At 62.7% G+C, this 24,880-nt stretch carries 23 protein-coding genes; 12 read left to right on the top strand and 11 right to left on the bottom strand.

The genetic code is table 11. The annotated features are described in order from the left end of the window. Positions 1-58: 58 nt before the first annotated feature. The 5 genes from EL191_RS11345 to EL191_RS11325 form a co-directional block, all read right to left on the bottom strand. Entirely contained in the window at positions 59-1,684 is a 1,626-nt protein-coding gene (locus EL191_RS11345; protein ID WP_041979423.1) for a methyl-accepting chemotaxis protein, read from the bottom strand. A gap of 133 nt (positions 1,685-1,817) precedes the next feature. Continuing rightward, complete coding sequence (locus tag EL191_RS11340; RefSeq protein WP_041979426.1) at positions 1,818-2,168, bottom strand: hypothetical protein; 351 nt, start codon at positions 2,166-2,168, stop codon at positions 1,818-1,820. A gap of 4 nt (positions 2,169-2,172) precedes the next feature. Next, complete coding sequence (locus EL191_RS11335) at positions 2,173-2,853, bottom strand: phosphatase domain-containing protein (protein ID WP_041979429.1); 681 nt, start codon at positions 2,851-2,853, stop codon at positions 2,173-2,175. Continuing rightward, a complete protein-coding gene (locus tag EL191_RS11330; protein ID WP_041979431.1) occupies positions 2,850-3,575 on the bottom strand; it encodes a phosphatase PAP2 family protein in 726 nt (241 codons plus the stop codon). The genes EL191_RS11335 and EL191_RS11330 overlap by 4 nt, the downstream gene beginning before the upstream one ends. Before the next feature lie 9 nt (positions 3,576-3,584). Beyond that, positions 3,585-5,543 (bottom strand): LTA synthase family protein, encoded by a 1,959-nt coding sequence (locus EL191_RS11325; protein ID WP_041979434.1) that lies wholly within the window; start codon positions 5,541-5,543, stop codon positions 3,585-3,587. A 103-nt stretch (positions 5,544-5,646) separates the two neighbouring features. Here EL191_RS11325 and EL191_RS11320 point away from each other — a divergent pair, with 103 nt between their 5' ends. The 5 genes from EL191_RS11320 to EL191_RS11300 all read left to right on the top strand — a co-directional run bounded on the left by EL191_RS11320 (position 5,647) and on the right by EL191_RS11300 (position 9,451). Next, entirely contained in the window at positions 5,647-6,330 is a 684-nt protein-coding gene (locus EL191_RS11320; RefSeq protein ID WP_041979436.1) for a response regulator transcription factor, read from the top strand. After that, positions 6,320-7,591, top strand: coding sequence for a sensor histidine kinase (locus EL191_RS11315; protein ID WP_013715412.1), 1,272 nt, complete (start codon positions 6,320-6,322; stop codon positions 7,589-7,591). Before EL191_RS11320 ends, EL191_RS11315 begins: the two co-directional genes overlap by 11 nt. Before the next feature lie 81 nt (positions 7,592-7,672). Beyond that, positions 7,673-8,362, top strand: coding sequence for a class I SAM-dependent methyltransferase (locus EL191_RS11310; RefSeq protein WP_041979438.1), 690 nt, complete (start codon positions 7,673-7,675; stop codon positions 8,360-8,362). Between the two features lies 1 nt (position 8,363). Beyond that, the gene (locus tag EL191_RS11305) at positions 8,364-9,068 is read left to right on the top strand and encodes a lipopolysaccharide kinase InaA family protein (RefSeq protein ID WP_041979440.1); all 705 of its coding nucleotides are present in this window, start codon (positions 8,364-8,366) and stop codon (positions 9,066-9,068) included. Continuing rightward, a complete protein-coding gene (locus EL191_RS11300) occupies positions 9,065-9,451 on the top strand; it encodes a diacylglycerol kinase (RefSeq protein ID WP_041979442.1) in 387 nt (128 codons plus the stop codon). Before EL191_RS11305 ends, EL191_RS11300 begins: the two co-directional genes overlap by 4 nt. Here the strand turns inward: EL191_RS11300 and EL191_RS11295 are convergent, their stop codons facing one another. Then, complete coding sequence (locus EL191_RS11295) at positions 9,452-9,916, bottom strand: DUF3859 domain-containing protein (RefSeq protein ID WP_017360800.1); 465 nt, start codon at positions 9,914-9,916, stop codon at positions 9,452-9,454. 66 nt (positions 9,917-9,982) lie between these two features. After that, a complete protein-coding gene (locus EL191_RS11290) occupies positions 9,983-10,993 on the bottom strand; it encodes an amidohydrolase family protein (protein ID WP_041979444.1) in 1,011 nt (336 codons plus the stop codon). 241 nt (positions 10,994-11,234) lie between these two features. Here EL191_RS11290 and EL191_RS11285 point away from each other — a divergent pair, with 241 nt between their 5' ends. The 7 genes from EL191_RS11285 (at position 11,235) to EL191_RS11255 (ending at position 17,127) form a co-directional block, all read left to right on the top strand. Then, complete coding sequence (locus tag EL191_RS11285) at positions 11,235-12,629, top strand: methyl-accepting chemotaxis protein (protein ID WP_041979447.1); 1,395 nt, start codon at positions 11,235-11,237, stop codon at positions 12,627-12,629. A 58-nt stretch (positions 12,630-12,687) separates the two neighbouring features. Beyond that, positions 12,688-13,089, top strand: a complete 402-nt coding sequence (locus EL191_RS11280) for an OsmC family protein (RefSeq protein ID WP_017360797.1) — start codon at positions 12,688-12,690, stop codon at positions 13,087-13,089. Further along, on the top strand, positions 13,086-13,946 hold the full coding sequence (locus EL191_RS11275) for a pirin family protein (RefSeq protein ID WP_041979449.1): 861 nt from the start codon (positions 13,086-13,088) through the stop codon (positions 13,944-13,946). Before EL191_RS11280 ends, EL191_RS11275 begins: the two co-directional genes overlap by 4 nt. A gap of 53 nt (positions 13,947-13,999) precedes the next feature. Continuing rightward, complete coding sequence (locus EL191_RS11270; RefSeq protein WP_041979452.1) at positions 14,000-14,803, top strand: XAC2610-related protein; 804 nt, start codon at positions 14,000-14,002, stop codon at positions 14,801-14,803. Between the two features lie 106 nt (positions 14,804-14,909). Continuing rightward, positions 14,910-15,458: a sigma-70 family RNA polymerase sigma factor gene (locus EL191_RS11265; protein ID WP_041979455.1), complete on the top strand. Its 549-nt coding sequence runs from the start codon at positions 14,910-14,912 to the stop codon at positions 15,456-15,458. Further along, a complete protein-coding gene (locus EL191_RS11260) occupies positions 15,455-16,165 on the top strand; it encodes an anti-sigma factor (RefSeq protein ID WP_041979458.1) in 711 nt (236 codons plus the stop codon). The genes EL191_RS11265 and EL191_RS11260 overlap by 4 nt, the downstream gene beginning before the upstream one ends. A gap of 182 nt (positions 16,166-16,347) precedes the next feature. Then, positions 16,348-17,127: a DUF4394 domain-containing protein gene (locus EL191_RS11255; RefSeq protein ID WP_041979460.1), complete on the top strand. Its 780-nt coding sequence runs from the start codon at positions 16,348-16,350 to the stop codon at positions 17,125-17,127. Positions 17,128-17,189: 62 nt separating this feature from the next. On the opposite strand, the gene EL191_RS11250 is transcribed toward EL191_RS11255, so the two are convergent. The 4 genes from EL191_RS11250 to htpG all read right to left on the bottom strand — a co-directional run bounded on the left by EL191_RS11250 (position 17,190) and on the right by htpG (position 24,801). Continuing rightward, positions 17,190-17,978, bottom strand: a complete 789-nt coding sequence (locus tag EL191_RS11250; protein ID WP_041979463.1) for a dienelactone hydrolase family protein — start codon at positions 17,976-17,978, stop codon at positions 17,190-17,192. A gap of 95 nt (positions 17,979-18,073) precedes the next feature. Continuing rightward, a complete protein-coding gene (locus EL191_RS11245) occupies positions 18,074-19,078 on the bottom strand; it encodes a response regulator (RefSeq protein ID WP_041979466.1) in 1,005 nt (334 codons plus the stop codon). Then, the gene (locus tag EL191_RS11240) at positions 19,075-22,716 is read right to left on the bottom strand and encodes a PAS domain S-box protein (RefSeq protein WP_232005526.1); all 3,642 of its coding nucleotides are present in this window, start codon (positions 22,714-22,716) and stop codon (positions 19,075-19,077) included. Before EL191_RS11240 ends, EL191_RS11245 begins: the two co-directional genes overlap by 4 nt. Positions 22,717-22,902: 186 nt before the next feature. Further along, positions 22,903-24,801, bottom strand: a complete 1,899-nt coding sequence (htpG, locus tag EL191_RS11235; protein WP_041979468.1) for a molecular chaperone HtpG — start codon at positions 24,799-24,801, stop codon at positions 22,903-22,905. Between the last annotated feature and the right edge of the window lie 79 nt (positions 24,802-24,880).

Raw genomic sequence — 24,880 nt, 5'->3', positions numbered from 1 at the left:
TGCTGTGGTAAAGAAAACGGCGCCTTCGGGCGCCGTTTTCGTTTCGTGGCCAAACGCATCAGACCTTGAAGCGCGCTACCAGGTTGTTCAAATCGACCGCCAGGCGCGACAGCTCCTGACTGGCTGCACTGGTCTGATTGGCGCCCGCCGAGGTCTGCATCGACAGGTCGCGGATATTGACCAGATTGCGATCCACCTCGCGCGCCACCTGCGCCTGCTCCTCGGAAGCGCTGGCGATCACTAGGTTGCGCTCGTTGATCGAGGAAATCGCCTGGGCGATCTGCTCCAGCGCAACGCCAGCAGCCTGAGCCACCTCCAACGTGGAACGAGCACGACCGTTGCTGCTCTGCATGGCGCTGACGGCGCGATCTGTCCCACTCTGAATACCACCGATCATCTGTTCGATTTCCTGGGTCGACTGTTGGGTGCGATGTGCCAAAGCCCTTACCTCGTCGGCCACCACGGCGAAGCCACGGCCAGCGTCGCCGGCCCGCGCAGCCTCGATGGCCGCGTTGAGCGCCAGCAGGTTGGTCTGCTCGGCGATAGAGCGGATCACATCGAGCACCTTGCTGATCTCGTGCACACGCTGGGCTAGCTGCTCCACCTCGCCCGAAGTGGTGGTGACGTCAGCCGCCAGTTGGCCAATCGAATCGACGGTCTGGCGTACCTGCTCGCGTCCCTGCTGGGCCGTGACGTTGGATTCACGCGAGGCTTCGGAGGTGCTCACCGCATTGCGCGCCACCTCCTCCACCGCCGCCGTCATCTCGTTCACTGCGGTGGCCGCCTGCTCGATCTCGGTGTTCTGCTGGTGCAGACCGCGCGTCGAATCCTCGGTGACGGCATGCAGCTCTTCGGAGGCCGAGGCCAGTTGATTGGATGAGTCGGAAATGCTCTGGATGGTGGTGCGCAGGCTTTGTTGCATGTTTCTCAGGGCATTGAGCAAGCGCGCAGGCTCGTCGCTTCCGTCAGCATGAATGTTCTGCGTCAGGTCTCCCGAGGCCACCACCTCGGCCACCCGCACCGCTTCCGTCAGCGGCGCAACGATGCTGCGTGTCAGTAGCAGGGCCAGCACCACGGTGGCCAGAGTCGCCACGATCATCATGCCGATCACCCAGATACGCGCAGAATCCGTCACCTCGGCAACCGTATCACCGGCAGCCAGCGCGCTTACCCGATTGATTTCGGTCAGCTTGCCGAGATTCTGCAGCATGTCGTCGGCATGCTGGTTGAGCGAGCCGCTAGCCACCTCGATGGCAGCATCGAAATTGCCCTGACGAGCTGCCTCCATTATTCGGCCCTGTTCCTGCAGGTATGCCGCCTCGACACGCTTGAACTCGTCATAGATCGCCCGCTCTTCGGCGCTGGAAATCAATTGCTCATAAATGCCCTGGTTCTTGCCAAGCGATGAGCGCAACTCCTCAGCCAGACGCAGATTATTTTGCACCTGCGTTGAGTCACGATTGAGGGTCAGACGCAGAGTAATGGCACGCAAACGCAGCACGTTGGCATTCACATCACCAATGGCCAACACACTAGGCAACCAGTTGACGTTGATCTCGTTGGACTTCTCCCGCATCGCCCCCATCTGCATCAGTGAAAAAATCCCGAGCAGTACAACCAACAGAGCAACCAATCCAAATCCCAGAGCTGCCCGAGGGGCAATAGACAGATCACGCAGTGACATTTTGTGAAACTCCCATTACGCGCTCAATCGAGATATCCGGTGCCTTACCTGGCATAGGACCTTTGAGATTGCGCCAATCCCTTCTTTCTTATCGACGCCATCCCTGTGTGCTTGATAAGCAAGAAAGAAATCCCTAACGCCGCAGCGCCCTGGCCATAGCCTGGTCGACATGCTGACGCCACTCTTGATCGCGCCACTGATCATCTTGACGCTCTGTCCAATCATAGACGCGCTGGACACGCTCGCACTGCCGAAAGCCATCGTCCCACCCCAGGGCATACAACGGCTCGTACTGGTAGCGAGGTACGTCCTTGGCAAACTGGCCGAGCGGACCCGCCGCTGAGCGACCACTGCTGCAGCCGGCTTCGAAGCCGTCGACGAAGGTCGGCGGATAGTTCTCCGCCAGCATCTGCTCGCGCAGGCTCTGACACCCCAGCAAGACCAGCAACGACAGGCCACAGATCAGCAAACGCGCGACCTTCATGACTTCATACCCCCTCGATTGCACCGAGCAGCCGATCCTTGAGCGCGCACAGCGCCCATGCGCTGGTGCTGCAGGCACCTGTGGCCAATGCTGAACGCAACGCCGGAATGTCAGCGTCGCGCAGGTAGCGCTCGGCGTCGCCCATACGCTCTTCGCCGCCAAAGCCGCCACCGCGCATTTCTGCCAACGCCTGCTCCTTGCTCCAGTTCTGGTAGATCACCCGGTACAGGGCAGCGATCAGCCCGGTACGGTTCTGCCCATGTTTGCAGTGAATCAGCACCGTGCCGCGGCTCTGCGCCTGGCGGATGCTGCGCAGTACCTCGATGACGTCGGTGTCATCGATACGATCAGTGCGCAACGGTAGGTGAACCTGATGAACGCGCGGGTCACCCAGCCATTGCTCGTCCCCACGCTGATAGAAGTTGATCACCGTGGCAATACCGAGCGCCTGCAGTTGTGGCCAGTCCCGCGCCGCAGGCAATGCGCTGCGGTACAGATCCGGAGTCATGCGATACAGGTTGATGCGGGTATCCAGTTGCTGTGCCCAGTTGGCTGGGCGCACGCCCTGCAGGGGCGCCGCCGATGTCGTCGCGCCCCACGCCATGCTCAAGGGCAGCGCCAACAGCGCACTGAAGAAAACCACGGCGGCCAACGCCAGGCGCAAGCCCTGCTGGAATCTGTTCATCGGCAGGTTTCTCCCCAGACCACCTGATTTCCTGCGCTTTGTGCGACAGGCGCCCGGTAAAGCAGCCAGCGATAGGTCAGTACGCAGATCACCCAGTCGATCAGCAGCGTCCAGAGGTTGTGCGAGAGAAAGTGCGCGCCCTGCAACATCCGCCCCAGGGAGAACAGCGAACCCAGCCCCAGCGCCACCACCAGCGCGATTCGCGCGGCACGCGGGCGGCGGTCGCGCAAGACGAAGAACAGTGCCAGCAGCGAGAATCCTGCCGAGGCATGCCCGCCTGGCCAGCATCGGCCGGGGTTGGCGGTGGGTGCGCGCTCGCTCAGCAGCGGGGTGAACTGCTCCTGGCCGCCAAACTCGCTCAGGCTCCAGGGGCAATGCATGCCGGTCAGGGTCTTCAGCGGCGTGACCACCGAAGTCGACAGGCCCAGCGCCAGTACCAGATAACCAAGCTGTCGACGCCAGGCACGCAGCCGTGTCGGCATCAGGCTGAGCAGAAAGCCAGCGATGGCCAGCACACCGAGCACGATAATCGCCTGCTTGGCACGGTCATGCAGGATGTCTTCGAGCCAGAAACTGCTACGGCCGATGAAGCCCAGCCCAGGTTCGTAGAACAGACGGGCCAGGGCGAAGTCCACGGGGCTGGGATCGACTACCAGCAACAACGCCATCAGCAGCAGCGGTATACCCAGCGCCAGGCGAAAATCGAAATAACGAGACGACATATTCACTCCTTAGCGCTGGCTGAGCTGCTGGCCCGGCTGGATCTCGGGTTGCCAGGCGATCAGCCGCTTGCCGAAGGCATGGCTCGCGCCCTGGTAGTAGGCGATGTCGCGCCGCAACAGCGGATCGGCATCATTCACCCGCCACTCATGGCTCAGGCCCAGAGCATCGTCGTGGCGACGCATGCCCTGGCGCGGGCTGAGAATCGCCAGGTTCTGCCCATCGAACAGGCCCAGGTGCTGGTAGTTGCCGAGCAGTGCCCGCCCAGGAGCGTGGTCGGCGCGTAGCAGGTTGCGACCGAAGAAGGTGGACACGTAATCCAGGTTGAGCACCCCAAGCAGTGTCGGCGCTACGTCGATCTGGCTGGCCACGTCGGCGTACTCGGCAGGCTTGATGTGTTTCGGCGAGTAGACGAACAACGGGATGTGGTAGTTGGCCACGGGCAGGTCTTCCTGCCCGGCACTGCCTGCAGTGTGGTCGGCGACGAAGACGAACAGCGTGTTGTCGAACCAGGGCTTGCTGCGCGCCTGCGCCAGGAACTGGCCGATGGCGTAGTCGGTGTATTTCACCGCACCCTCACGGCCCTCGCCGGAGGCGATGTCGATACGCCCGTCCGGGTAGGTATAGGGCCGATGGTTGGAGGTGGTCATCAGTTGCAGGAAGAACGGCTTGCCGGCCGCATGGTCGCTATCAGCCACCTTCAGCGCCTGATGGTAGAGATCCTCGTCGGCCATGCCCCAGGCATTCTGGAAGCTCATCTCGGACTCATCGACGCTGCTCTGATCGACGATGCGATAACCATTGCCGCCGAAGAATGCGTTCATGTTGTCGAAGTATCCGCGCCCGCCGTAGACGAAGACGCTGTCGTAACCCTGCGCGCCCAACTGCTGGCCCAGGCTGGCATAGCCGGATTCGCGGCCGATACGCTTGACGATGGAGCGCCCCGGAGTCGGCGGTACCGACAGAGTCAGCGCCTCCAAACCGCGGTCGGTGCGCGTACCCGTGGCGTAGAAGTTGGTGAACACCAGACTGTGCTTGCGCAACTCGTCCAGGTTCGGGGTCAACCCACGGGTATCGCCAAAACTGCCCAGGTATTTGGCGCTCAGGCTCTCGATGGTGACCAGCACCACGTTGAGCTTGCGTGCCTTGCCGGGGTTGTCGATCACCCGGCGGATGTCCTGCGGGTCACTGCCGATGAGGCGCGCATTGGGCTCGGCTACTTCGGCGCGCAACTGCTCGGCCACCGCAGCATCGGGCAAGGTGGCGTAGAACTGCTGATAGTCCAGCTCGTTGTTACGAAACGCCGCGAAGAACTGGTACGGGCCATTGCTCGCCAGCTCACGCTGGTAGGTATTGCCGCCCAGGCTGCGCGGCGCATCCTGCCCTACCAGGCCGCTGCACAGCCCGACCAGCAATGCCAGCATGACCAGTGCATAGACCGCACGCAGTCGTGGCAAACGCGGCGCCTGCAACGCCGCATGCAACGGCCGACGCAGCGCTACGGTCAAGCCGATGGCCAAGACCGCCAACAGCGCCAGCAACGGATAGATCGGGTAGGACTCGAGAATGTTGTCGACGACCTCTTTGGAGTACACGAGGTAGTCCACGGCAATGAAGTTGAAACGCACGCCGAACTCGTCCCAGAACAGCCATTCGGCCACCGCTGTGAAGAACATGGCGAACAGGCTGACGGCCGCCAGGACGATCAACAGACGCTGATGCCAACGGCGCCGCCACAACCAGGCAGGACACAGCAACAGGTAAAGCGCCAGCGGCGCGGCGGCGTAGACCAGGAAGCTCAGGTCGTAGACCAGACCGACGCCATACAGACCCAGCAGGTTCGACAGGGTGACACCGGCATCGCTCAGATGCGCGATCAGCAGCACGCTACGAGTGAGGAAGAAAACCGCCAGCCAGGCCAGCAGAATGATCGACAGATAACGAAGTTGCGCGTAATGGAGCCGTGGCATCGTATGATCCTTGTAGGATGAACGAGCCGCAGTCTGCGAGGCGAGCTGTGAGCCTCTCGTCAAAGCCGTGTGAAAAAATCGTCAAACCCAGGAATAACCCGCGATGCGCATTCTGGTCATCGAAGACAACCGAGACATCCTCGCCAACGTGCTCGACTATTTGCAGCTCAAGGGCTTTTCCGTCGACTGCGCGCAGGACGGTCTGAGCGGCCTGCACCTGGCCAGCAGCGGCCACTACGACCTGATCGTGCTGGACATCATGTTGCCAGGCATCGACGGCTATCAGGTGTGCAAGCGCCTGCGCGAGGACGGCCGCAGCGAGGTGCCGATCCTCATGCTCACCGCGCGCGATGCGCTGGATGACCGCCTGCAGGGGCTCAACGCCGGCGCTGACGACTACCTGATCAAGCCTTTCGCCCTCTCCGAACTGGTAGCGCGCATCGAAGCGATCCTGCGCCGTAGCCGCGGCAGTCGCAAACGTCAGTTGCAGGTCGCCGATCTCAACTACGACCTCGATACCCTGCACGTCAGTCGCGCCGGTCAGTTGCTCAAGCTCAACCCGTTGGGCCTCAAGCTGCTGGCCATCCTCATGCAACGCAGCCCGGCAGTGGTACGCCGTGAAGCGCTGGAAGAAGCCCTGTGGGGCGACGACTGCCCGGACAGTGACAGCCTGCGCAGCCATGTCCACCAGTTACGCCAGGTGCTCGACAAACCCTTCCCCACGCCGCTGCTGCACACCATTCACGGGGTCGGTTATCGCCTGGCGGAGAGCGCCGATGCTGTCTAAGCAGCCGTTCGAGCGGCGCATTCTGATCGCCTTCATCCTGATGACTGCGGTGGTCAGCGGGCTGTTCTCGTTGAGTATCGTCGGCGTGGTGCATTTCATCGAGGAACACCTGGTTTCCCAGGAGATGAGCCGCGAGTTGGGCGAAACGCTGAACGAGGATATCCGCCAGGGACGCCCTCCGCGCCTGGACTCCAGCACCCGTTTCTTCTCGTCCAACTACCCCGACTATGCGATTCCGCCCGAATACGATGGGCTGCAGGAAGGTTTCAACGAGGTCGTCAGCGGCGATGAGGCGTATTACGTCTACGTGCAGAAGATCAATGGCGAGACCTACCTGCTGGTGCAGGAGCAGCAGGAGTTCGAAGCACGGGAAAACGCACTGTTCAACGTGGTGTTGGCGGGTTTCCTGCTCACCGTGATCGCCGCCTGGGGCCTGGGCCTGATGATGGCGCGCAAGGTGATGGCGCCGATCAGTCGGCTCGCCCAGCAGGTACGCCACCGCGACCAGTTGCACCCACTGGCGCCCCCCTTGGCGCCCGACTACCCCAACGATGAAATCGGCCAACTGGCCGCCGCCTTCGACAGCACATTAGGCCAGGTGCGCCAGTCACTGGAGCGAGAACGCCTGTTCACCAGCGACGTCAGCCACGAGCTACGCACACCGCTGATGGTCATCGCCACCTCCTGCGAACTGTTGAGTGAGGCGCCGTTGAGCCCACGCGAAAAAGAACAGGTGGCCCGTATTGCCCGCGCCAGCGAGGAAATGCGCGAACTGGTGCAGACGTTCATGCAGCTGGCTCGCGACAAGACCAATGAAGCCGTCCTGGTCGGTGATCGAGGCCTGGCAGCCGTCGCCCAGGAGCAGGCCAGCCGCTGGGGCGCACTGATGAAGGAAAAGGGACTGGATTTCCAGCTTATCGAGGAAGGCCAGGATGACGGGCGCTACAACGCGACCTTTCTCGCCACGGTGATGGCCAATCTGCTACGCAATGCCCTGCACTACACCGAGCGTGGCGAGGTGCGCCTGATTCTCGAGCCGGGCGCATTTCGCATCGAGGACAGCGGCGCCGGTATTCCCGCCGAGCAGCACGAGCGCATCTTCCAGCCATTCGTGCGTGGCGCGCAGGCCCGTGGCGAAGGTCTCGGCCTGGGTCTCTCGCTGGTCAAACGCATCTGTGCCAAGCAGGGTTGGAGCGTAAGCCTGCAGAGTGAACCTGGCAGCACCCGCTTCCGCGTCACGTTGAACGAGGAGGATGCTTGACGAAATTTTCACGCCCCTTTGACGCGACCTTGATATGCGGCTCTCTAAGGTAACGAACGTATCCATCAAGGGACGTTCGTCATGCCCAAGCCCAGCCCCATCGAACTGGATTTCTCCCGCAAGTACGATTTCGAGCACGCCCAGCAATATCTGCACAAGCATCAGGACGGCTTGTCCAGGCGCCTGTCGCATTGGCGTGATGTCCAGGTCGCGCGTCGTGCATTGCAGATGGCCGATCAGCCGAATCTGGTGCTCGACCTGCCCTGCGGCGCTGGCCGTTTCTGGCCAATGCTCTGCGAGCAGCCGAACCGGGTGATCTTCGCCGCTGACAACTCGGCCGACATGCTTGCCACAGCCCGCGCCGCACAAGCTCCCGAGGTCGTCGCACGAGTCAACAGCTTCCGCACCTCGGCCTTCGATATCGACCTGGGGAGCAATGCGGTGGACTGCATCTTCTGCATCCGCCTGCTGCATCACATCGAGTCGAGCGAACACCGGCTGGCCATCCTTCGCGAGTTTCATCGCGTCAGCCGCGACACGGTGATCGTCTCGCTGTGGGTCGACGGCAACTACAAGGCCTGGAAACGCCGGCGCCTGGAGGCCCGGCGCGCCGCTCAAGGCCGGGCTACGGAGAACCAGAACCGCTTCGTCGTTCCCCGCAAGACGGTGGAGGATGAGTTCCACCAGGCCGGCTTCGCCATCCTGGACCACCTGGACTTCCTGCCCGGTTATGCCATGTGGCGCACCTACGTGCTGCGCAAGGTGGCCTGACATGGGAATCCTCAGCGAACAGGCGCTGGCCGCCCTGCCCTCTACCGAGTTCGATCGCTGGTGGCACAGCCCTGGCGAATGGGTGGAACCAGCCAACCAGCGACGTGGCGGTGAAAGCGGCGTTCGTCTGTTGCAACACTGGGACAGCAACAGGCCGCTGCTGTATTGCAAGTACCAGAGTGGGCATACCTATCGCTCGCTGCGCCACCCGTTGGGCAGGCCGACCATTCTGCGCGAGCTGCAGGCCTATCGCGCCTTTGCCCGCCTCGGCATTCGCACACCAAACATCGTTTACTGCTCGGCCCGCAAGCAGGCCGGGCACTGGCAGGCATTGCTGGTCACCGAAGCATTGCCAGGCTTCGTCAGCCTGGAGCAGTGGTACGACGAGCCCCGTACGCAGCAGCTCAACCAGGTCATGCTGCAACGCCTGGCCGTAACGCTGGCGCGCCTGCACCTGGGCGGCTGGCAACACGGCTGCTGCTACGCCAAGCACCTGTTCGTCAAAGCCCGTAGCGATGGCGACGTGGATATCGCCCTCCTGGATCTGGAAAAAAGCCGACGCCGCTGGCGGGTCGCCAGCGCCTCGCGGCGCGATCTGGGCCAGTTGGACCGACACCGTGGCGCCATGCCCGAGGCGGACATGAGTTACCTGCGCCAGGCCTACCAGCAAGCGCGGAACGCCCCATGGGGCGGGCTGCATCCATGAACGAAAGCTCCGATCTCGACGCTCTCTCGTTCAAGGGCCGCCGCGGCCTGGCGCGCATCCTCGACGCCACCGGCTACTCGCTGGCCGGGCTGCGCGCGGCCTATCAGGGCGAAGCGGCTTTCCGTCAACTGGTCTGGTTGAACCTGCTACTGCTGCCGCTGGCCTGTCTGGTCGATGTCAGCCGCACCGAGCGCGTATTGCTGGTGATCGTGCCGCTGCTGGCACTGGTAGTAGAGCTGCTCAATTCCGCCATCGAGGCAGTGGTCGACCGCATCTCGCTGAACCTGCACCCGCTGTCCAAGCAGGCCAAGGACATGGGCAGCGCGGCGCAGATGGTCGCGCTGCTGGTGGTCGTCCTGACCTGGACGATCATCCTGCTCTGATCAACGCACCGTGAAGCGCTGCTCGGCGAGCTTGCGGTCGCCCTGGTAGACGATGAAGTGCCACTCACCGGGCACCACTTCGTGATGCTCGGTGAATTCGAAGGCCATCACGTCCTGCGGCGCACCGACTACCAGCTTCTGCTGCACTTCGAACTTGTCGTGACGCTGGCCATCCGCGGTGACCACCCCAGGCGTGAGGTACAGCAACGTCAGCGGCGCGTCGCCCTCACGCTTGCCGGCCAGGCTGTAGCGCATGCCGAACTTGGTGCCGAGCTTGGCGGGAATCTGTTCGGTGCGCTGGATGGCCTGGTCGCCGCGCGTCAGCACGCGCTCGCCCGGCTGAAAATCCTGGTACTGGCTGCTGAAGATGCCGTATTCCACCGGCCCTTCTACGCGAACCTCGGCCTGGCTCAGGCCTACCCAGGCGAATAGACCGGCCATCATGGCCACTCGGGTGTAATGCATGGTGCGCTCCTCGTTGAGATGAGCGCGAGCCTATGACGCCCGAGTGACAGCCTGATGACAACCCTGCTATCGATCCAGCTCGGCCTGCACCCGGCGCGGCAGAATGGACAGGAAATTGTCGCGCGCGACCTTGTGCGCGACATCCTCGGGCAATGCATCGAGGAAGGGATCGAAACCTTTCATGTACTCGCCCAGGTTGCCGAAGCGCCCAACCACGTCCGACCCCAACATGAAGCGCTCCGGATAGCTGCTGACCAGATGCACCCATTTCTCGTCGGGCTTGCCATTTTCGTCCAGTAAATAGGGCCGCAACATGGTCCAGGACAGATCGATGTACAGATTCGGGTATTGACCCAGCATGCGTTCGACCGTGTCCATGAGGAAATCGAGCTTCTCCTGGTGACGGTGGATCTCGGCACTGGTGCCAGCATGCGCCCAGATGAAACGTACATGCGGATGGTTGCGCAGCGGCGCCTCGATTTCCTCCAGGTAGATCGGCTCACGCTCCCGCTTGGAGGTGATGTTCGAGTGCAGCATCACCGGCAGGTCGTATTCGGCAGCCAGGTGAAAGACCCGCGCCAGCGCCTCATTGTTGGCACGGGGAGCACTGCCATGAATCAGCGCGGTGAGGTCGTCATGCCGAGTAAAGACTTCGCCGATGCCCTGCCACAGGCCAGGGTCGAGCTCCAGCATGCGGCGAATATGGGCATCGGCGTTCTTGTCATTGGGGTTGAAGCCGGAAAGAAACGGGTGGAAGCGTTTGCGTTGCTCGGCCGGCAAACGCTTGTAGGCGTCGGCGATGAACACATCGGTGGCGCTGTACCAATAGGCATTGGCATCGTCACCCGCGTAATAGCGCGGACGTTTGGGCTCGTCCTCGTCCCACTTCTTGGCCACCGGGATGCCGGAGAACATCACGTGATCGACGTTGTTCTGCGCCATCTTCTCCAGCAGCTCATCCATGCCCGCACTTTCCTGGAAGAAGTCGACGTAGTGCAGATGGGCGTCGCTATAACGGTATTCCCTGGCCTGAGCACTGCAGGCGATCATCGCACTGAGCGCGAATATCCATGGCATCGTTCGAGATTTGAGCAAAGCGAGTCCTCCTGACGGTTCGAGCAGCATAGACCGCCGACTCGCAGGCCAAGTTCGGCGGGGCCCCCATGCACCTTACGCACCGCGATGAAACACACGAGCGAAGCGCGCACCAATGCAGTACATCGATAGCCTGCTAACGGCGCCTAGCGGCCAGGGAAACGCCGGCGAATGATGGCACCTGGCTTGCAATGCCCTCGTCAGATCAGACAGGGGAATCATCATGTTGCAGTTACTGCGCAAGCCGGCCCGTAAGACCGAAGGCGACATCGCATTGGATGCACTCTTCCATCAGCACGACCTCACCATCCGCCTGCCGGAACACTATCAGTGGATGGTGCGCCTGAACGACTTCAGCGCCAGCCTTCAGGAACGCATACGCACCAGCCTCGGCGCTGCCGTCGGCATCGCCGCACACGCGCCGGAACTGGCGCGTATTGCCGCCGCCAACCAGCAGAGCGGGCAGACCCTGGCGCAGTCCTCGGAGCTGATCGCCAGCGCCAGCGAACAAGTCACCACCACGCTGGATGCCGAGCTTGTGCCTGGTGCCGGCGAGGTCGCGCGGCTGTCCGCCGAGGTTTCGGCCACCCTGCGGCAATGCCAGCAGAGTGGTCAGGCTGTGCTGCGCCAGGTCGAAGTGATCGATGCCAGCGAAGCGCAGCTGGCTCAGGTAATCGGGCAACTGGCCGGACAACTGGATGAAGTGAGCAAGGTCATCGGCGTGATTGCCAGCATCTCCCAGCAGACCAACCTGCTGGCCCTGAACGCCGCCATCGAGGCCGCTCGCGCTGGCGACCATGGCCGCGGCTTCGCCGTCGTCGCCGAAGAGGTACGCCGCCTAGCCGGCCATACCACCGACGCGACCGGACAAGTCAGTGACATCATCGAACGCTTTCGTGAAGGCATGTACCAGCTTGGCGATGCCGGCCAGCATATGAACCAGGCCGTGGCCGACGGCCGCAGCGGCATCCTCGCGGTCAGCCAGGGCCTGGACAGCACGCGCCAGGCCATGGATCGCCTGGACGCCCAGGTCGGGCAGATCGCCGCGGGCACCGAGCAGATCGGCCAGGCCGTGCGCTCGATCAACGGTGACGTACAAAGCATCGCCCAGGTCGCGGGCGAGCTGCTTGGCAAGGCCGGCCAGGTACTGCATCACAGCAAGGCCGTACGTGAGGACGGCGACCGTCTGCTTGCCGGGCTGGGTGACTTCCGCCTGGAAATTCACGCAGCCGTGCGTGCCAGCGTCGAGCTGCTGGCGACACGCTCCGAACTGGCCGGCGACATGGCAGCAGCTGAACGCCTGCTCGGCGAGACCCTCGCGCGCGACAGCCGTTTCGAGCTGTTCTACCTGGTCGACAACCGCGGTGTGCAGATTTCCGAGAACATCTTCGCCGCCGATGTGGCACACAGCGAAAGTCCCAGTTGTCGCGGCCGCGACTGGAGCCAGCGCCCCTGGTTTCGTGCCGTTGCCGAACAGATGGAGCCACACATCACCCAGGTCTATCGCTCTTCGGCGACCGATGACTTCTGCTTTACCGTGTCCGTGCCCATCGTCGATGGACACAGACGCCTGTTGCGCGTCTTGGGCGCCGACGTACGGCTGTCGGCACTGGTGTGATCGGGGCGGCCTGGGCTAGGCTGGCGGACATTGCCGTCACGCCTACCAAGGAAGCGCCATGATCCGTATTCATAACAGCAAGGGTCTGCAGCAGCAGATCGAAATCGGTTCTCACCAGTTGCTCGGCGACGTTTCGCCCGAACTTGGCGGCGACGGGGTCGGCCCCGACCCGCACGACCTGTTCGACGCGTCGCTCGGCACCTGCAAAGCCATGACCCTGCTGCTCTACGCACGCCAGCGCGGCCTGCCGCTGGAAGGCATCGACGTCAGCGTCGAGCGTGACGACAGCGAAGAACGTCAAGGCAACTACCGCCTGATCGTGGAGCTGTCGCTCAAGGGGCCGCTGGACGATGCGCAGCGCCAGCAATTGCTGCGCGTCGCCGACAAATGCCCCATTCACAAGTTGATGACCACCACCGACATCCAGGTGCAAACCCGTCTGGCCGGAGCCCAGGCATGAGCGAGCTGCAGCTTATCCGCCCACGCGCCGAAGACATCGCCGGCCAGCCGATCCTGCGCCCCCTGCCCTCAGCGCGTTTTCGCAGCATCGGCCCCTTCGTCTTCTTCGATCACATGCTCGAGCAGGACTACCCGGCCGGCAGCGGCTTGAACATTGCCCAGCATCCGCATATCGGCCTGTCCACCCTCACCTATCTGTTCGAAGGCCAGTTGCAGCACAAGGACAGCCTGGGTTCCGACCAACTGGTCGGCCCTGGTGACGTCAGCTGGATGACTGCCGGGCGAGCAGTGGCCCATGTCGAACGCACGCCGCCCTCGCAGTTGGGACAGAACAAACGCACGCACGGCCTGCAGGTGTGGCTGGCGCTGCCGGAAGCCGAGGAACAGTGCGAGCCTGCCTACAGCTACCACCCTGCCGGATCGTTGCCACGCAGCGATGCCATGGGGGTGCAGATCACCCTGATCGCCGGCACCGGTTTCTGTCTCGAGTCGCCGGTACCGGTTCGCTCACCGACGCTTTACGCCGAGCTACGGCTGGCGGCCGGGGCCAGCCTGCTGATCCCAAACGAGCACAGCGAGCGCGCCCTGTACCTGATCGAAGGCGAAGCCGAGCTGGACGGCGAAACGCTGCCTGCTCACGCCATGGCGGTGATTCCGGCGGGTGAAACGCCACTGCTCAGCGCCTGCGGCGAGTGCCACCTGGCGCTGATCGGCGGCGAGCCCATCGGGCCACGACGGATGAACTGGAACTTCGTCGCCAGCAGCGCGGAGCTGATCGACCAGGCGCGCAAGCGCTGGGCCGCTGGGGACTGGCCTCAGGTACCCGGTGAAACCGCCCGCATCGAACTGCCACGCTGACGCCAATGACGACAGGCGCACAAAGCGCCTGTCACTCGCAAAGGACTGCCCTCTTGCCCCTCTATCGCCCCCTCTTCGGCCTGCTGCTGTTGCCCACGCTGGCCGTGGCCGACCTCCCCCGCTTCGAACCAGAACCGGAACAACATGCCCAGGTACAGCAGCAAGGCGAACGCTATTTTCTGCAGCAGCCCGACGGCAGCCGCCTCGAACTGGACATTCCCGAAGGCAACGATGCAGAGGCGCCAAGCTTCGATATCGAGGACTACGATTTCGACGGTTATCCGGATCTGGCGATCCGCGTGCCAGTCGGGATGGTCAACTCCGCCTACCATATTTATCTCTACCGTCCGGCCCTGCGCCGCTTCGAGCAGTTACATATGCCGCCCTCGCTGATGGAGCGCGCCAACTGTCCGTGGTTGTCGGAGCTGCAGCCCAACCATGAAGAGCGAGCGCTCTACAGTCACTGCCGCAGCGGACCACGCTGGTACTATGACGCCTATCGCTTCGATGAGTCGGGCGCCCCATGGCTGTACAAGACCCTGCACGTCAACCAAGGCTACGACCCGGACGTCCCGGTGTTCTTCCCGGTGTTCGAGAGGACGCTCGACCCTCAGGGCAATACCATAGCCAGTCGTGCTCTAGACGATGACGATAAGCCACAGACCTGGGCCGTTCCCAACGCACGTCTGTATCTCCACCAGCGCCCGGACGAAGCGAGCCGGACCAGGGCGTACCTGATCGAGGGTGACGTCTGCGAGGTGCTGGACCAACAGCAAAACTGGCTGCTGATCCGCTACGCGTCACGCAAGGGCCCACTGGAACGCTGGGTGTCGCTCGATGAGGCTTATGGCCTGTAAACGCTGATAGTTCTCTGCACCGGTTTTTTTGTTACGCCTGCGTGATCCAGCGCGCTTGCTGGTGGGTATAAGCTGCATGCGGATTTCTCAGGCCAACGGATGACCCATGGCAGATCGCGAGTTCGATTACGAAAGCACTCTGGAAGCCTGTGCACGCGGAGACGAGCGTGCCTTCCAGGCGCTCTATCGGCAAGAGGCCGGGCAACTGCTTGGCCTGGCCATCAGCATGCTGGGGCGACGCGACGTTGCCGAGGACTGCCTGCATGACGCTTTCGTGCGCATCTGGCAACACGCTGCGCGTTTCAGACGCGAGCTCGGTAGCGGCCGCGCCTGGGTACACAGCATCCTGCGCTACCGCGTACTCAATGCCCTGCGCAGTGGCGGCCGGCATGCCGAAGTCGACGATGAACTCATCGAACGCGTACTGGACGATAGCCCGCAGGCCGAAGCGCAGGCGCTTGAGCAATCCGAACAGCGCCTGCTGCGTCGCTGCCTGCAGCGTCTGGAAAAGCCGCGACGTCACCCAATCCTGCTGGCGTTCTACCGTGGTCTGACCCACGAGCAGATCGCCAGTCGCCTGAGCATACCGCTGGGCACCATCAAAGGCCGTATCCGCGCCGGCCTGCGCGCGCTGCAGGAGTGTCTGCAAGCATGACTCCGCACGATCCCGAAGAACGCCGCGCCCTGATCGGCGAATACCTGCTCGGTCTGCTCGAAGAACAGGAGGCTGCCGAAGTGCGCCAGTTGATCGACGAGGATGAACAGGCCGCCCGCATGGCCCTGGACTGGGAGCGGCACTTTCTCGAACTGAGCGACCAAGTGCCGGCACAAGCACCCTCCCCGGCGCTCTGGCCGCGCATTCGGCAGAGTCTAGGCCTCGACGAGCCGCGCCCTGGCCCGCTGGCCAACTGGTGGAACAGCCTGCTGACCTGGCGCCTGACTAGTGCCGCGCTGGCCATGGCGCTGCTGGTCGCCGTACTGATGCCGCTGTTGCGCGCCCCGGACATCATCGGCGAACGTTATACCGTGGTGTTGCAACAACCAGGCGAGGCAGCCAAACCGGGCTGGGTGATCCAGGTCAGCAGTGACGGCACCCTGACGCTCGATCCGCTGGTCGCCGATCAGGTTCCTGACGGTCGCGCACTGCAGTTCTGGACGCTGATCGACCCGGCCGACGGCCCGCGTTCGCTGGGCCTGGTCGAAGCCGGCCAGCCGCTGCGTCTGCCTGCCGAGCAAATCGGCGCCGTACAGGCCGGCCAGTTGTTCGAGCTGACTCTCGAACCGGCAGGCGGCTCGCCCTACAACCGCCCCAGCGGCCCGGTGCTGTATATCGGTCGCGCCGTGCTGGCCAGCGCCAACTGAGCAGGTTGCCGGCCGCCTGGCCGGCAGCTTTCCTCCCCCGATTACCCTGCGAAAAAATATTTTCATCCGCCGACATCCAACCCCGTTCCTCGCGGGTATAGCTCACAGGTGTTTCGTCGAGGCACCTGCGAAGCCGGCCAGCTGGCTTCGTCTCGATGCTGAAACCTTTATGAGGAACAACCATGAAACGCATCACTACCCTTTGCACCGCCGGCCTGCTGACCCTGAGCGCAGGTGCCGCCAGCGCCACCGAACTGCTTGCACTGGGCGCCGACGGCAAGCTGTTCAAGGTCGATGTCGCCAGCCTCAAGGTCACCGGCAGCATGGCTGTCAGCGGCGCCAGCGACCTGCGCGGCCTGGACGTACGTCCGGCCAGCGGTCAGCTCTACGCCCTCAGCGGTACCGATCAGCTCTACACCCTGGACGCCGCCAGCGGTAAGGCGACCGCAGGCAGCAAGCTGCAAACCGCATTGGCTGGCAGCGGCCAGGCAGTGGTCGACTTCAACCCGGTGGCCGACCGCCTGCGCCTGCTCGGCCCGGACGGCACCAGCCTGCGGGTAAACGTCGATACGGGTGAAGTCGCCGTAGACGGCAAGGTCGCCTACGCCGCCGATGGCCCTTACGCCGGCAAGCAACCCAAGGTGGTCGCCGGTGCCTACACCAATGCCTATGCCGGCACACAGAGCACCGCGCTGTACAACATCGACCTGGCCAGCGGCAGCCTGATGCTGCAGAACCCGCCGAACGATGGCGTACAGCAGGAAGTCGGCAAGGTCGCCGACGGCCTCAAAGCGGCGGCGATGGATATCGCCAGCGACGGCAAGGGTGGCAACACGGCCTACGTGCTGACCGGCAAGACCCTGCACAAGCTGGATCTGGACAGCGGCAAGCCCACCACCCTGGGCGACGTCGCGGATCTGCCGGACGGCATCATCGACATCGCCGTGCTGCCAGCGAAGTGAGATGAAAAAAGGCTGCGCCCATTGGGCGCAGCCTTTCGTTCAACGCGCGGCAAAGCCGCGTGTCACTGCTCGGCGAATACCTCATCGAACAGATCGTTCATCGCCTTGAATGCCCGCGCAGCAACAACCGGGTGGTATTCGTTGCGACCAGGCACGTTGGCCTTGGGATTAGTGAACGAGTGCACGGCGCCGCCGTAGCTCACCAACTGCCAATCCACTTTGACAGCCTTCATTTCCGAGACGAAATCGTCGACCTGCTCCTGCGGCACGGCCGGATCGTCCGCACCATGCAGTACCAGTACCGGCGCCTTGATGTTCTTGGCATCGGCCGGGTTGGGTGTATCCAGGTTGCCGTGGAAGGAGACGAAGCCCTTCAGCGGCGCGCCCGAACGGGCCAGCTCCAGTACCGTGCCACCACCGAAGCAGAAGCCAATGGCGCCGAGTCTGTCGAGATCCAGCGCCACCTCGCCGCTTTGCGCCTTGAGCACATCGACCGCTGCCTGGGCGCGCTTGCGCATCAGCGGGCGGTCGGCGCGTACCTTGCCGGCCGCGGCGCCTGCCTCCTCAGCGTTGCTGGGACGAATGGCCTTGCCGTACATGTCGGCAACGAACACCACGTATTTGTCGCCGGCTGCGCGCGCCGCCTTGGCCACGGTGTCCTGGTTGACGCCCATCCAGTTGGGAACGGCTAACAAACCGGGGCGCGGGGTTGTCACCGAGTCGTCATAAACCAGCACACCCTCGAAAGCCTCGCCCTCGATCTCATAGGAAATCGGCTTGGTCACGACGGCCGCATCGGCAAGACCGGCGAATGCCGCGCACAACAAGGGAACCAGTGTCTTCTTCTGCATGATGAGGCCTGCCCTTGGCAATGGTAGGCCCCTAACAATAGCTGCGTCGTCGACAATGACCAAGTCGGCAACGGGAAGGTTTTAGACAGGACGTTTCAAGCCGCCGAATGCTCGGCCCAACGCTCCTTGATGAGCAGGATTTCCGGCAGGCAACCAATGAACAATTCGACCAGGCGCGGATCGAAATGCCGCCCACTCTGCTCACGCAAGAAGGCCACTGCCTCCTCCACCGGCCAGGCCTGCTTGTAGGGCCGCACACTGGTCAGCGCGTCGAACACATCGGCGATGGCGACGATGCGTCCCTCCAGTGGAATGTCTTCGCCGCGCAGGCCATTGGGATAGCCGCTGCCGTCCCATTTCTCGTGGTGCGACAGGGCGATCCGTTGCGCCGTGCGCAGCAGCCCGGAGCTGTGCTCACCGATAATCCGCGCACCGATCTCGACATGCTGCCGCATCACCTGCCATTCCTGATCGTCGAGCTTGCCCGGCTTGCGCAACACGGCATCGGGGATACCGATCTTGCCGACATCATGCATCGGCGCAGCGTTGAGCAGCTCCTCGGCAGCGCTTTCGCTGAAGCCCGCAGCCAGTGCCAGCACCTTGGAGAAATGGCTCATGCGAATTACATGCAGGCCGGTCTCGTTGTCCTTGTACTCAGCCGCCATGCCCAGGCGCTGGACGATCTGCAGGCGGGTCTGCCTGAGCTCATCGACCCCCACCAGCGACAGGTGAGTTCGCACGCGAGCGCGGACGATGGGCGGGCTAACCGGCTTGGTGATGTAGTCCACCGCGCCGACTTCGAAGCCACGGGTTTCGTCGTCAACATCGCCCAAGGCGGTGATGAATATCACCGGAATCGCCTGCAGCAGTGGGTTCGCCTTGAGCGCTTCGCATACCTCATAGCCGGTCATGCCCGGCATCATCACATCCAGCAGGATCAGGTCAGGCAGCTCGCGTTCGGCCATTTCCAGCGCGCGTACCCCCTCCTTGGCGAACAACAGGCGATAGTCGTCCTGCAGGATATGACGCAGCACCTGCAGGTTGGTCGGTTCGTCGTCGACCAGCAACAATAGTGGGCGGGTATCGGCAGCCAGGGTCATGATGGGGTGGTTTCCTCGTCCTGCAATTGCAGCAACAGTTGATCGAGCAGCCGCAATGCCTGGTCGAAATCAAAATTATCCAGCGCCTGGCGCAGGTCATTCACCAGACCGGCGCAGGACGTACCGCGTGCAGCCTGCTCCATCGCCGCCAGGCTGGCATCGTCAAGGGCGCCACGCTCAAGGGCGATACGCAGCTGGCGTGCCTGGCCACTCAGCAAGCCTAAATCAGCACTCGCAGGTTCTCCTTCGGAGACATCCTCAGGCGCCTGCGGCACGCTCTCGCGGACAGCATGCAGCGCCTGCTCGAGTTCGCCGAGCAGCACGCCAAGCGCGTGTTCGTCCTGAGACTCGAACGCCTGTTCGATAGCCCGCCCGAGAGTGGTCAGCTGCGTCAACGCCAGGTTGCTGGACGCCCCATGCAAACGATGCGCGAGCGCTCGCCCATCATCCCACTGCCGTGAAGCCACGAGCTGATTCATGCGCGTGACCAGATCATTCTGTTCAGCGATGAACACGCCAATCGCCTGCGCCATACGCAGCGGTCCGCCCCAAAGGTTACTGCCGCGCACCCAATCGAACATCCCGACGTCGGCAACACGGGAGGCACTCACTACGGCGCTCGGCACCTCGGTCAAGCCGAGCAGACGCGCCACCTCCCACAGCAGCGCATTGAGATCCAGGGGTTTGGAAGCGAAAGCATTCATGCCCGAATCCAGTGCAGCCTGGCGGTCCTGGTCGAGCACGCTGGCGGTGAGTGCGATGATCGGCACTGGCTCGCGGGCCTCGCGTGCCTCCAACTGACGAATGCGCCGTGAGGCCTCCAGACCATCGACACCCGGCATCTGTACATCCATCAAGATCAGGTCGAAGTGTTCTTCAGCGAAAGCCTGCAGCGCACCCTCCCCGTCGGCCACGCAACGCACACGATGCCCAAGGCTTTCCAGCAATAGTTGCAGCAGCTCCAGGTTCTGCGGCACATCATCGGCGGCGAGAATGTTCAGTTGGCCAAGTTCCGGCAGTACCGCACGCTGTTGCGACGCCAGGCGTTTGCCGGCACGCAGCGGCAGCTCGACACTGAAGCAACTGCCCTGCCCCTCGGTACTTTCCACCTTCAAACGCCCGCCCATTAGCTCGACCAGTTGTCGCGAGATGGTGGTACCGAGTCCGGTACCGCCAAAGCGCCGGCTCATCGAGGCGTCAGCCTGAGCGAAAGGCTCGAAGATCTTCTCCAGCCGATCCGCGGCGATACCGATACCGGTGTCCTTCACCGCCAGGCGCATGGCTCCCGGCTCGCCGGACACCTTCAGGCGCACCTCACCCTGCTGAGTGAACTTGACCGCGTTGCCCAGCAGGTTGGTCAGCACCTGCTGCAACCGCAATGGGTCGCCGCTGAAAAAGTCGCCAACCGTGCTCGGGTAATCCAGGTGTAGCTGCAACCCTTTGCTCTCTGCCGTCAGGCGCTGCGTTGCGACCACCTGTTCGCACAGCTCGCGCAGGGAGAAATCCAGTTGCTCCAGCTCGATGGCGCCACGGTCGAGTTTGGCAGTATCGAGAATGTCATTGAGCAGCCCCAGCAGCGAACGCGACGAATGCTGCACCGTACTCAGGTGGCGGCGCTGATCGGGCGACAGCGGCGTTTCCAGCAGCAGGTCGGTGAAACCGATGATGGCGTTCATGGGCGTACGAATTTCATGGCTCATATTGGCCAGGAAGCTGCTGCGGGCGGCAGCGGCCGCCTCGGCACGATCACGGGCAGCACGCAAATCCTGCTCCATCACACGGCGGGGAGTCAGGTCAGTGGCCAACTTGACGACCTTGAACGGCTTGTCATCGGTATCGAGGATCGGGTTGTAGCTGGCCTGAATCCATACTTCCCGACCGCCCTTGGCAAGGCGCCGGTATTCGCCCGTACGGAATTGCCCAGCTCGCAGCTCTGCCCAGACCTCGCGATAGGCATCACTGGCAACCAGTTCAGGGGCGCAGAACATGGCATGGTGATGGCCGACCACCTCTTCGCGGTCATAACCAAACAAGGCCAGCGCGTTTCCGTTGATTTCGAGGATATTGCCATCGAGGTCGAATTCGACCAACGCCATGGCCTTGCTGATCGCCGTTACCTTGCCTTCGTACTCGGCATTACGCCGCTTGGTCTCGGTCTGATCGATGAGCACGCCGTCGATCCATCGCGGAACGCCCTGCTCGTCACAGACCGCGCTGCCGCTTTCCCAGATCCAGTGCTCATGCCCCTCACGGTCGAACAGGCGATACTCGACCGTGTAGTTGCGCCCCTCCTCGATAGCGGCGACCACCTGATCGGCGGTAGGTTGGTAATCGTCCGGGTGATAGAGGTCGGCAATCGAGCAGCGACGACTGATGAAGTCATCGGCGCTATAGCCCGTCAGCTTTTCCACCGCATCGCTGATGAACAGCATGCTCCAGTTGCGGTCCAGCAGGCAGCGGAACGAGACGCCGGGAATGTTGCTGATCAGCGAGCGGTATTGCTGCTCGCTTCGGCGCAGAGCCATTTCCATATGCTGGCGTTCGCTGATGTCAGCCACGAACACCACGAACAGCGGACGACTGCCAGCATGGGTAATGCCGACACTGATGCGCACCGGTTTCTCTTCGCCCTCACGGGTCAGACAGACCAGCTCCTGCTCACCCGACATCATCGTCAGTTGTCCTGTGCGCAGGTAATCGGCCACCAGTCCTTCCACCTTATCGATAAGGCGAGCAGGCACCAGCGTGCTCATGTGCAAACCAACCAGCTCCTCTGGCGTCCAGCCGAACAGACGCAACACCGCGCGGTTGGCAGAACGTAACGTACCGGTATGATCGACCGTGATGATCGCGTCCAGCGCGGTATCGAAGATGGAGCGCAGGTGCTGTTCGCTGGCCTTGAGTTGATGGCTCATGTGCCGGTAACGCAGCAGCGTGTTGGCGGCCACGACGAAGATCGTCAGCGCGACGGTCAACAGCGTGATGCCAATGGCGATGTAACCACTGTCGACCACGGCCATCGGCGTTTGCGACTCGGGCGTGCCTACGAAGCGCGCCGCTGCCATGCCAGTGTAGTGCATGCCGCTGATCGCCAGCCCCATCACCAGAGCGCTCAGCATCAACGCCCAACGCGTCGGCAAGCGTCCCTCCAGGCCGAAACGCACCCATAGCGCCAGGATGGCCAAGGCGACCGCGACGACGATCGACAGGGCGAACATCCAGGGGTCATAACGCAGCAGCGGTGCCATCTGCATCGCAGCCATACCGCTGTAATGCATGGCGCCTATACCGGCACCGACCAGCACGCCGCCCACACACAATTGCGGCAGGCTCAGGTCACGCCGCGCCAGCAGGCTCAGGGCGACCCAGGAAGCGGCCAAGCTCGGCAACATGGACAACAGGGTTACGCCCAGGTCGAAACGCACCGCCGCGCATAGCTCGAATGCGAGCATGCCAAGGAAGTGCATGGACCAGATACCGCCGCCAAGGGCAAGCGAACCGGTGAAGATGGTGATCTGCCGAGCGAGTGGATGCGAATTGTCGCGCGCCTCGCCAGCCAGCTGCAGTGCCATACCGGCGGCGAATACGGCAATCGCCAGCGACAACAGTACCAACTGCGGGTCGTAACGACTGAGCACGAGGACACCGGGATCCGCGCCCATGATGAAAAAAAGCTCGAGAATCGACATACAACCCCAGGACGCGACAGAACGCCGGCTAATTGCCAGCATCTGAAACGACGGGGCCTCGCTTGTCAATTAAAGCCGATCAATCACACCCATAGAAAAGCCCGCCGAAGCGGGCTTGTCCTATTACCAGATAGATCAGGCGGAGAGCTCCACCAGCAGCTTGTTCAGGCGCTGCACGTACGCGGCCGGATCCTTCAGGCTGTCGCCCGCGGCCAAAGCGGCCTGGTCGAAGAGGATGTGCGAGAGATCGGTGAAGCGATCCTCATCCGGTTCTGCGTCCAGACGCTCGATCAGCGGGTGGCCTGGGTTGAATTCGAAGATCGGCTTGGCATCCGGCACCTTCTGCCCGCTGGCCTCGAGAATCTGGCGCATCTGCAGGCCCAGATCCTGTTCACCAATGGCGAGAATCGCCGGGGAATCGGTGAGACGGTGCGAGACGCGCACCTCGGCGACCTGCTCACCCAGCGCACCTTTCAGACGCTCGATCAGCCCTTCCTTGGCCTTCGCCACCTCTTCCTGAGCCTTCTTGTCCTCTTCCGAGTCCAGCTTGCCCAGATCCAGGTCGCCACGCGCCACGTCGACGAACTGCTTGCCATCGAACTCGCTCAGGTAGCTCATCAGCCACTCATCGATGCGGTCGGTGAGCAGCAGCACTTCGATGCCTTTCTTGCGGAAGACTTCCAGGTGCGGGCTGTTCTTGATCTGAGCGTAGCTTTCGCCAGTGAGGAAGTAGATCTTGTCCTGGCCTTCCTTGACGCGACCGAGGTAGTCGGCCAGGGAAACCGACTGCTCGTCGCCCTCGCCAGCGGTGGAGGCGAAACGCAGCAGGCCGGCGATCTTCTCCTTGTTGGCGAAGTCTTCCGCCGGGCCTTCCTTGAGCACCTGGCCGAAGGCCTTCCAGAAGGTCGCGTAGTCCTCCGGCTTGTCCTTGGCCAGCTTCTCCAGCATATCCAGCACGCGCTTGGTCAGCGCCGACTTCATCGAATCGATGACCGGGCCGGACTGCAGGATCTCGCGGGAGACGTTCAGCGACAGGTCGTTGGAGTCGACCACGCCCTTGATGAAGCGCAGGTACAGCGGCAGGAACTGGTCGGCCTGGTCCATGATGAACACGCGCTGCACGTAGAGCTTCAGGCCCTTGGGCGCTTCGCGGTGATACAGGTCGAACGGCGCACGGCCCGGCACGTACAGCAGCGAGGTGTACTCCAGCTTGCCCTCGACCTTGTTGTGGCTCCAGGACAGCGGGTTCTCGAAATCGTGGCCGACGTGCTTGTAGAACTCCTGGTATTCCTCGTCCTTGATCTCGGTGCGCGGACGCGTCCATAGAGCGCTGGCGCGGTTGACGGTTTCCCACTCGACTTCCGCGGGCTTGTCTTCACCGTGGTGCTCCTTCGGCAGTTCGATGGGCAGCGCGATATGGTCGGAGTATTTCTTGACGATGTTGCGCAGGCGCCAACCATCGGCGAACTCTTCCTCACCGCTCTTGAGGTGCAGAACTATACGGGTACCGCGCTCGGCCTTGTCGATGGTGGCAACCTCGAACTCACCCTCGCCCTTGCTCGACCAGTGCACACCTTCGCTGGCCGGAGTACCGGCGCGGCGGCTGAACACCTCGACCTGATCGGCGACGATGAATGCCGAGTAGAAGCCCACACCGAACTGGCCGATCAGGTGCGAATCCTTCTTCTGGTCACCAGAGAGGTTCTTCAGGAAGTCAGCCGTGCCGGATTTGGCGATGGTACCCAGGTGCGCGATGACTTCCTCGCGGTTCATGCCGATACCGTTGTCTTCGAGGGTAACGGTCTTGGCATCCTTGTCGAAGGACAGACGGATCTTCAGATCGGCGCCACCTTCGAGCAGTTCGGGTTTGGCCAGCGCCTCGAAACGCAGCTTGTCAGCGGCGTCGGAAGCGTTGGAAATCAACTCGCGCAGGAAGATTTCCTTGTTCGAGTACAGGGAATGGATCATCAGATGAAGCAGTTGCTTCACCTCGGTCTGGAAGCCCAGGGTTTCTTTTTGAGTTTCCACACTCATGGTCGTCTAACTCCACATGCAGGACTATGCCGCGCGAGCGGCGGATGTCCTGGAGATGGGGGCAGCGCGATCAATTTCA

Source organism: Pseudomonas mendocina (assembly GCF_900636545.1).
GTDB lineage: Bacteria > Pseudomonadota > Gammaproteobacteria > Pseudomonadales > Pseudomonadaceae > Aquipseudomonas > Aquipseudomonas mendocina.
The sequence above is the reverse complement of the archived record's forward strand: the minus strand, read 5'-3'. Positions and strand labels throughout refer to the sequence as shown.

Bases quoted from the DNA above. Each gene is read 5' to 3' on its own strand.
- htpG (WP_041979468.1), bottom strand. From the start codon at position 24,801: ATGAGTGTGGAAACTCAAAAAGAAACCCTGGGCTTCCAGACCGAGGTG.
- EL191_RS11250 (WP_041979463.1), bottom strand. From the start codon at position 17,978: ATGCAGAAGAAGACACTGGTTCCCTTGTTGTGCGCGGCATTCGCCGGT.
- EL191_RS11275 (WP_041979449.1), top strand. From the start codon at position 13,086: ATGAGCGAGCTGCAGCTTATCCGCCCACGCGCCGAAGACATCGCCGGC.
- EL191_RS11255 (WP_041979460.1), top strand. From the start codon at position 16,348: ATGAAACGCATCACTACCCTTTGCACCGCCGGCCTGCTGACCCTGAGC.
- EL191_RS11280 (WP_017360797.1), top strand. From the start codon at position 12,688: ATGATCCGTATTCATAACAGCAAGGGTCTGCAGCAGCAGATCGAAATC.
- EL191_RS11345 (WP_041979423.1), bottom strand. From the start codon at position 1,684: ATGTCACTGCGTGATCTGTCTATTGCCCCTCGGGCAGCTCTGGGATTT.
- EL191_RS11310 (WP_041979438.1), top strand. From the start codon at position 7,673: ATGCCCAAGCCCAGCCCCATCGAACTGGATTTCTCCCGCAAGTACGAT.
- EL191_RS11325 (WP_041979434.1), bottom strand. From the start codon at position 5,543: ATGCCACGGCTCCATTACGCGCAACTTCGTTATCTGTCGATCATTCTG.
- EL191_RS11340 (WP_041979426.1), bottom strand. From the start codon at position 2,168: ATGAAGGTCGCGCGTTTGCTGATCTGTGGCCTGTCGTTGCTGGTCTTG.
- EL191_RS11330 (WP_041979431.1), bottom strand. From the start codon at position 3,575: ATGTCGTCTCGTTATTTCGATTTTCGCCTGGCGCTGGGTATACCGCTG.
- EL191_RS11290 (WP_041979444.1), bottom strand. From the start codon at position 10,993: ATGCCATGGATATTCGCGCTCAGTGCGATGATCGCCTGCAGTGCTCAG.
- EL191_RS11285 (WP_041979447.1), top strand. From the start codon at position 11,235: ATGTTGCAGTTACTGCGCAAGCCGGCCCGTAAGACCGAAGGCGACATC.
- EL191_RS11315 (WP_013715412.1), top strand. From the start codon at position 6,320: ATGCTGTCTAAGCAGCCGTTCGAGCGGCGCATTCTGATCGCCTTCATC.
- EL191_RS11305 (WP_041979440.1), top strand. From the start codon at position 8,364: ATGGGAATCCTCAGCGAACAGGCGCTGGCCGCCCTGCCCTCTACCGAG.
- EL191_RS11300 (WP_041979442.1), top strand. From the start codon at position 9,065: ATGAACGAAAGCTCCGATCTCGACGCTCTCTCGTTCAAGGGCCGCCGC.
- EL191_RS11260 (WP_041979458.1), top strand. From the start codon at position 15,455: ATGACTCCGCACGATCCCGAAGAACGCCGCGCCCTGATCGGCGAATAC.
- EL191_RS11295 (WP_017360800.1), bottom strand. From the start codon at position 9,916: ATGCATTACACCCGAGTGGCCATGATGGCCGGTCTATTCGCCTGGGTA.
- EL191_RS11320 (WP_041979436.1), top strand. From the start codon at position 5,647: ATGCGCATTCTGGTCATCGAAGACAACCGAGACATCCTCGCCAACGTG.
- EL191_RS11335 (WP_041979429.1), bottom strand. From the start codon at position 2,853: ATGAACAGATTCCAGCAGGGCTTGCGCCTGGCGTTGGCCGCCGTGGTT.
- EL191_RS11265 (WP_041979455.1), top strand. From the start codon at position 14,910: ATGGCAGATCGCGAGTTCGATTACGAAAGCACTCTGGAAGCCTGTGCA.
- EL191_RS11245 (WP_041979466.1), bottom strand. From the start codon at position 19,078: ATGACCCTGGCTGCCGATACCCGCCCACTATTGTTGCTGGTCGACGAC.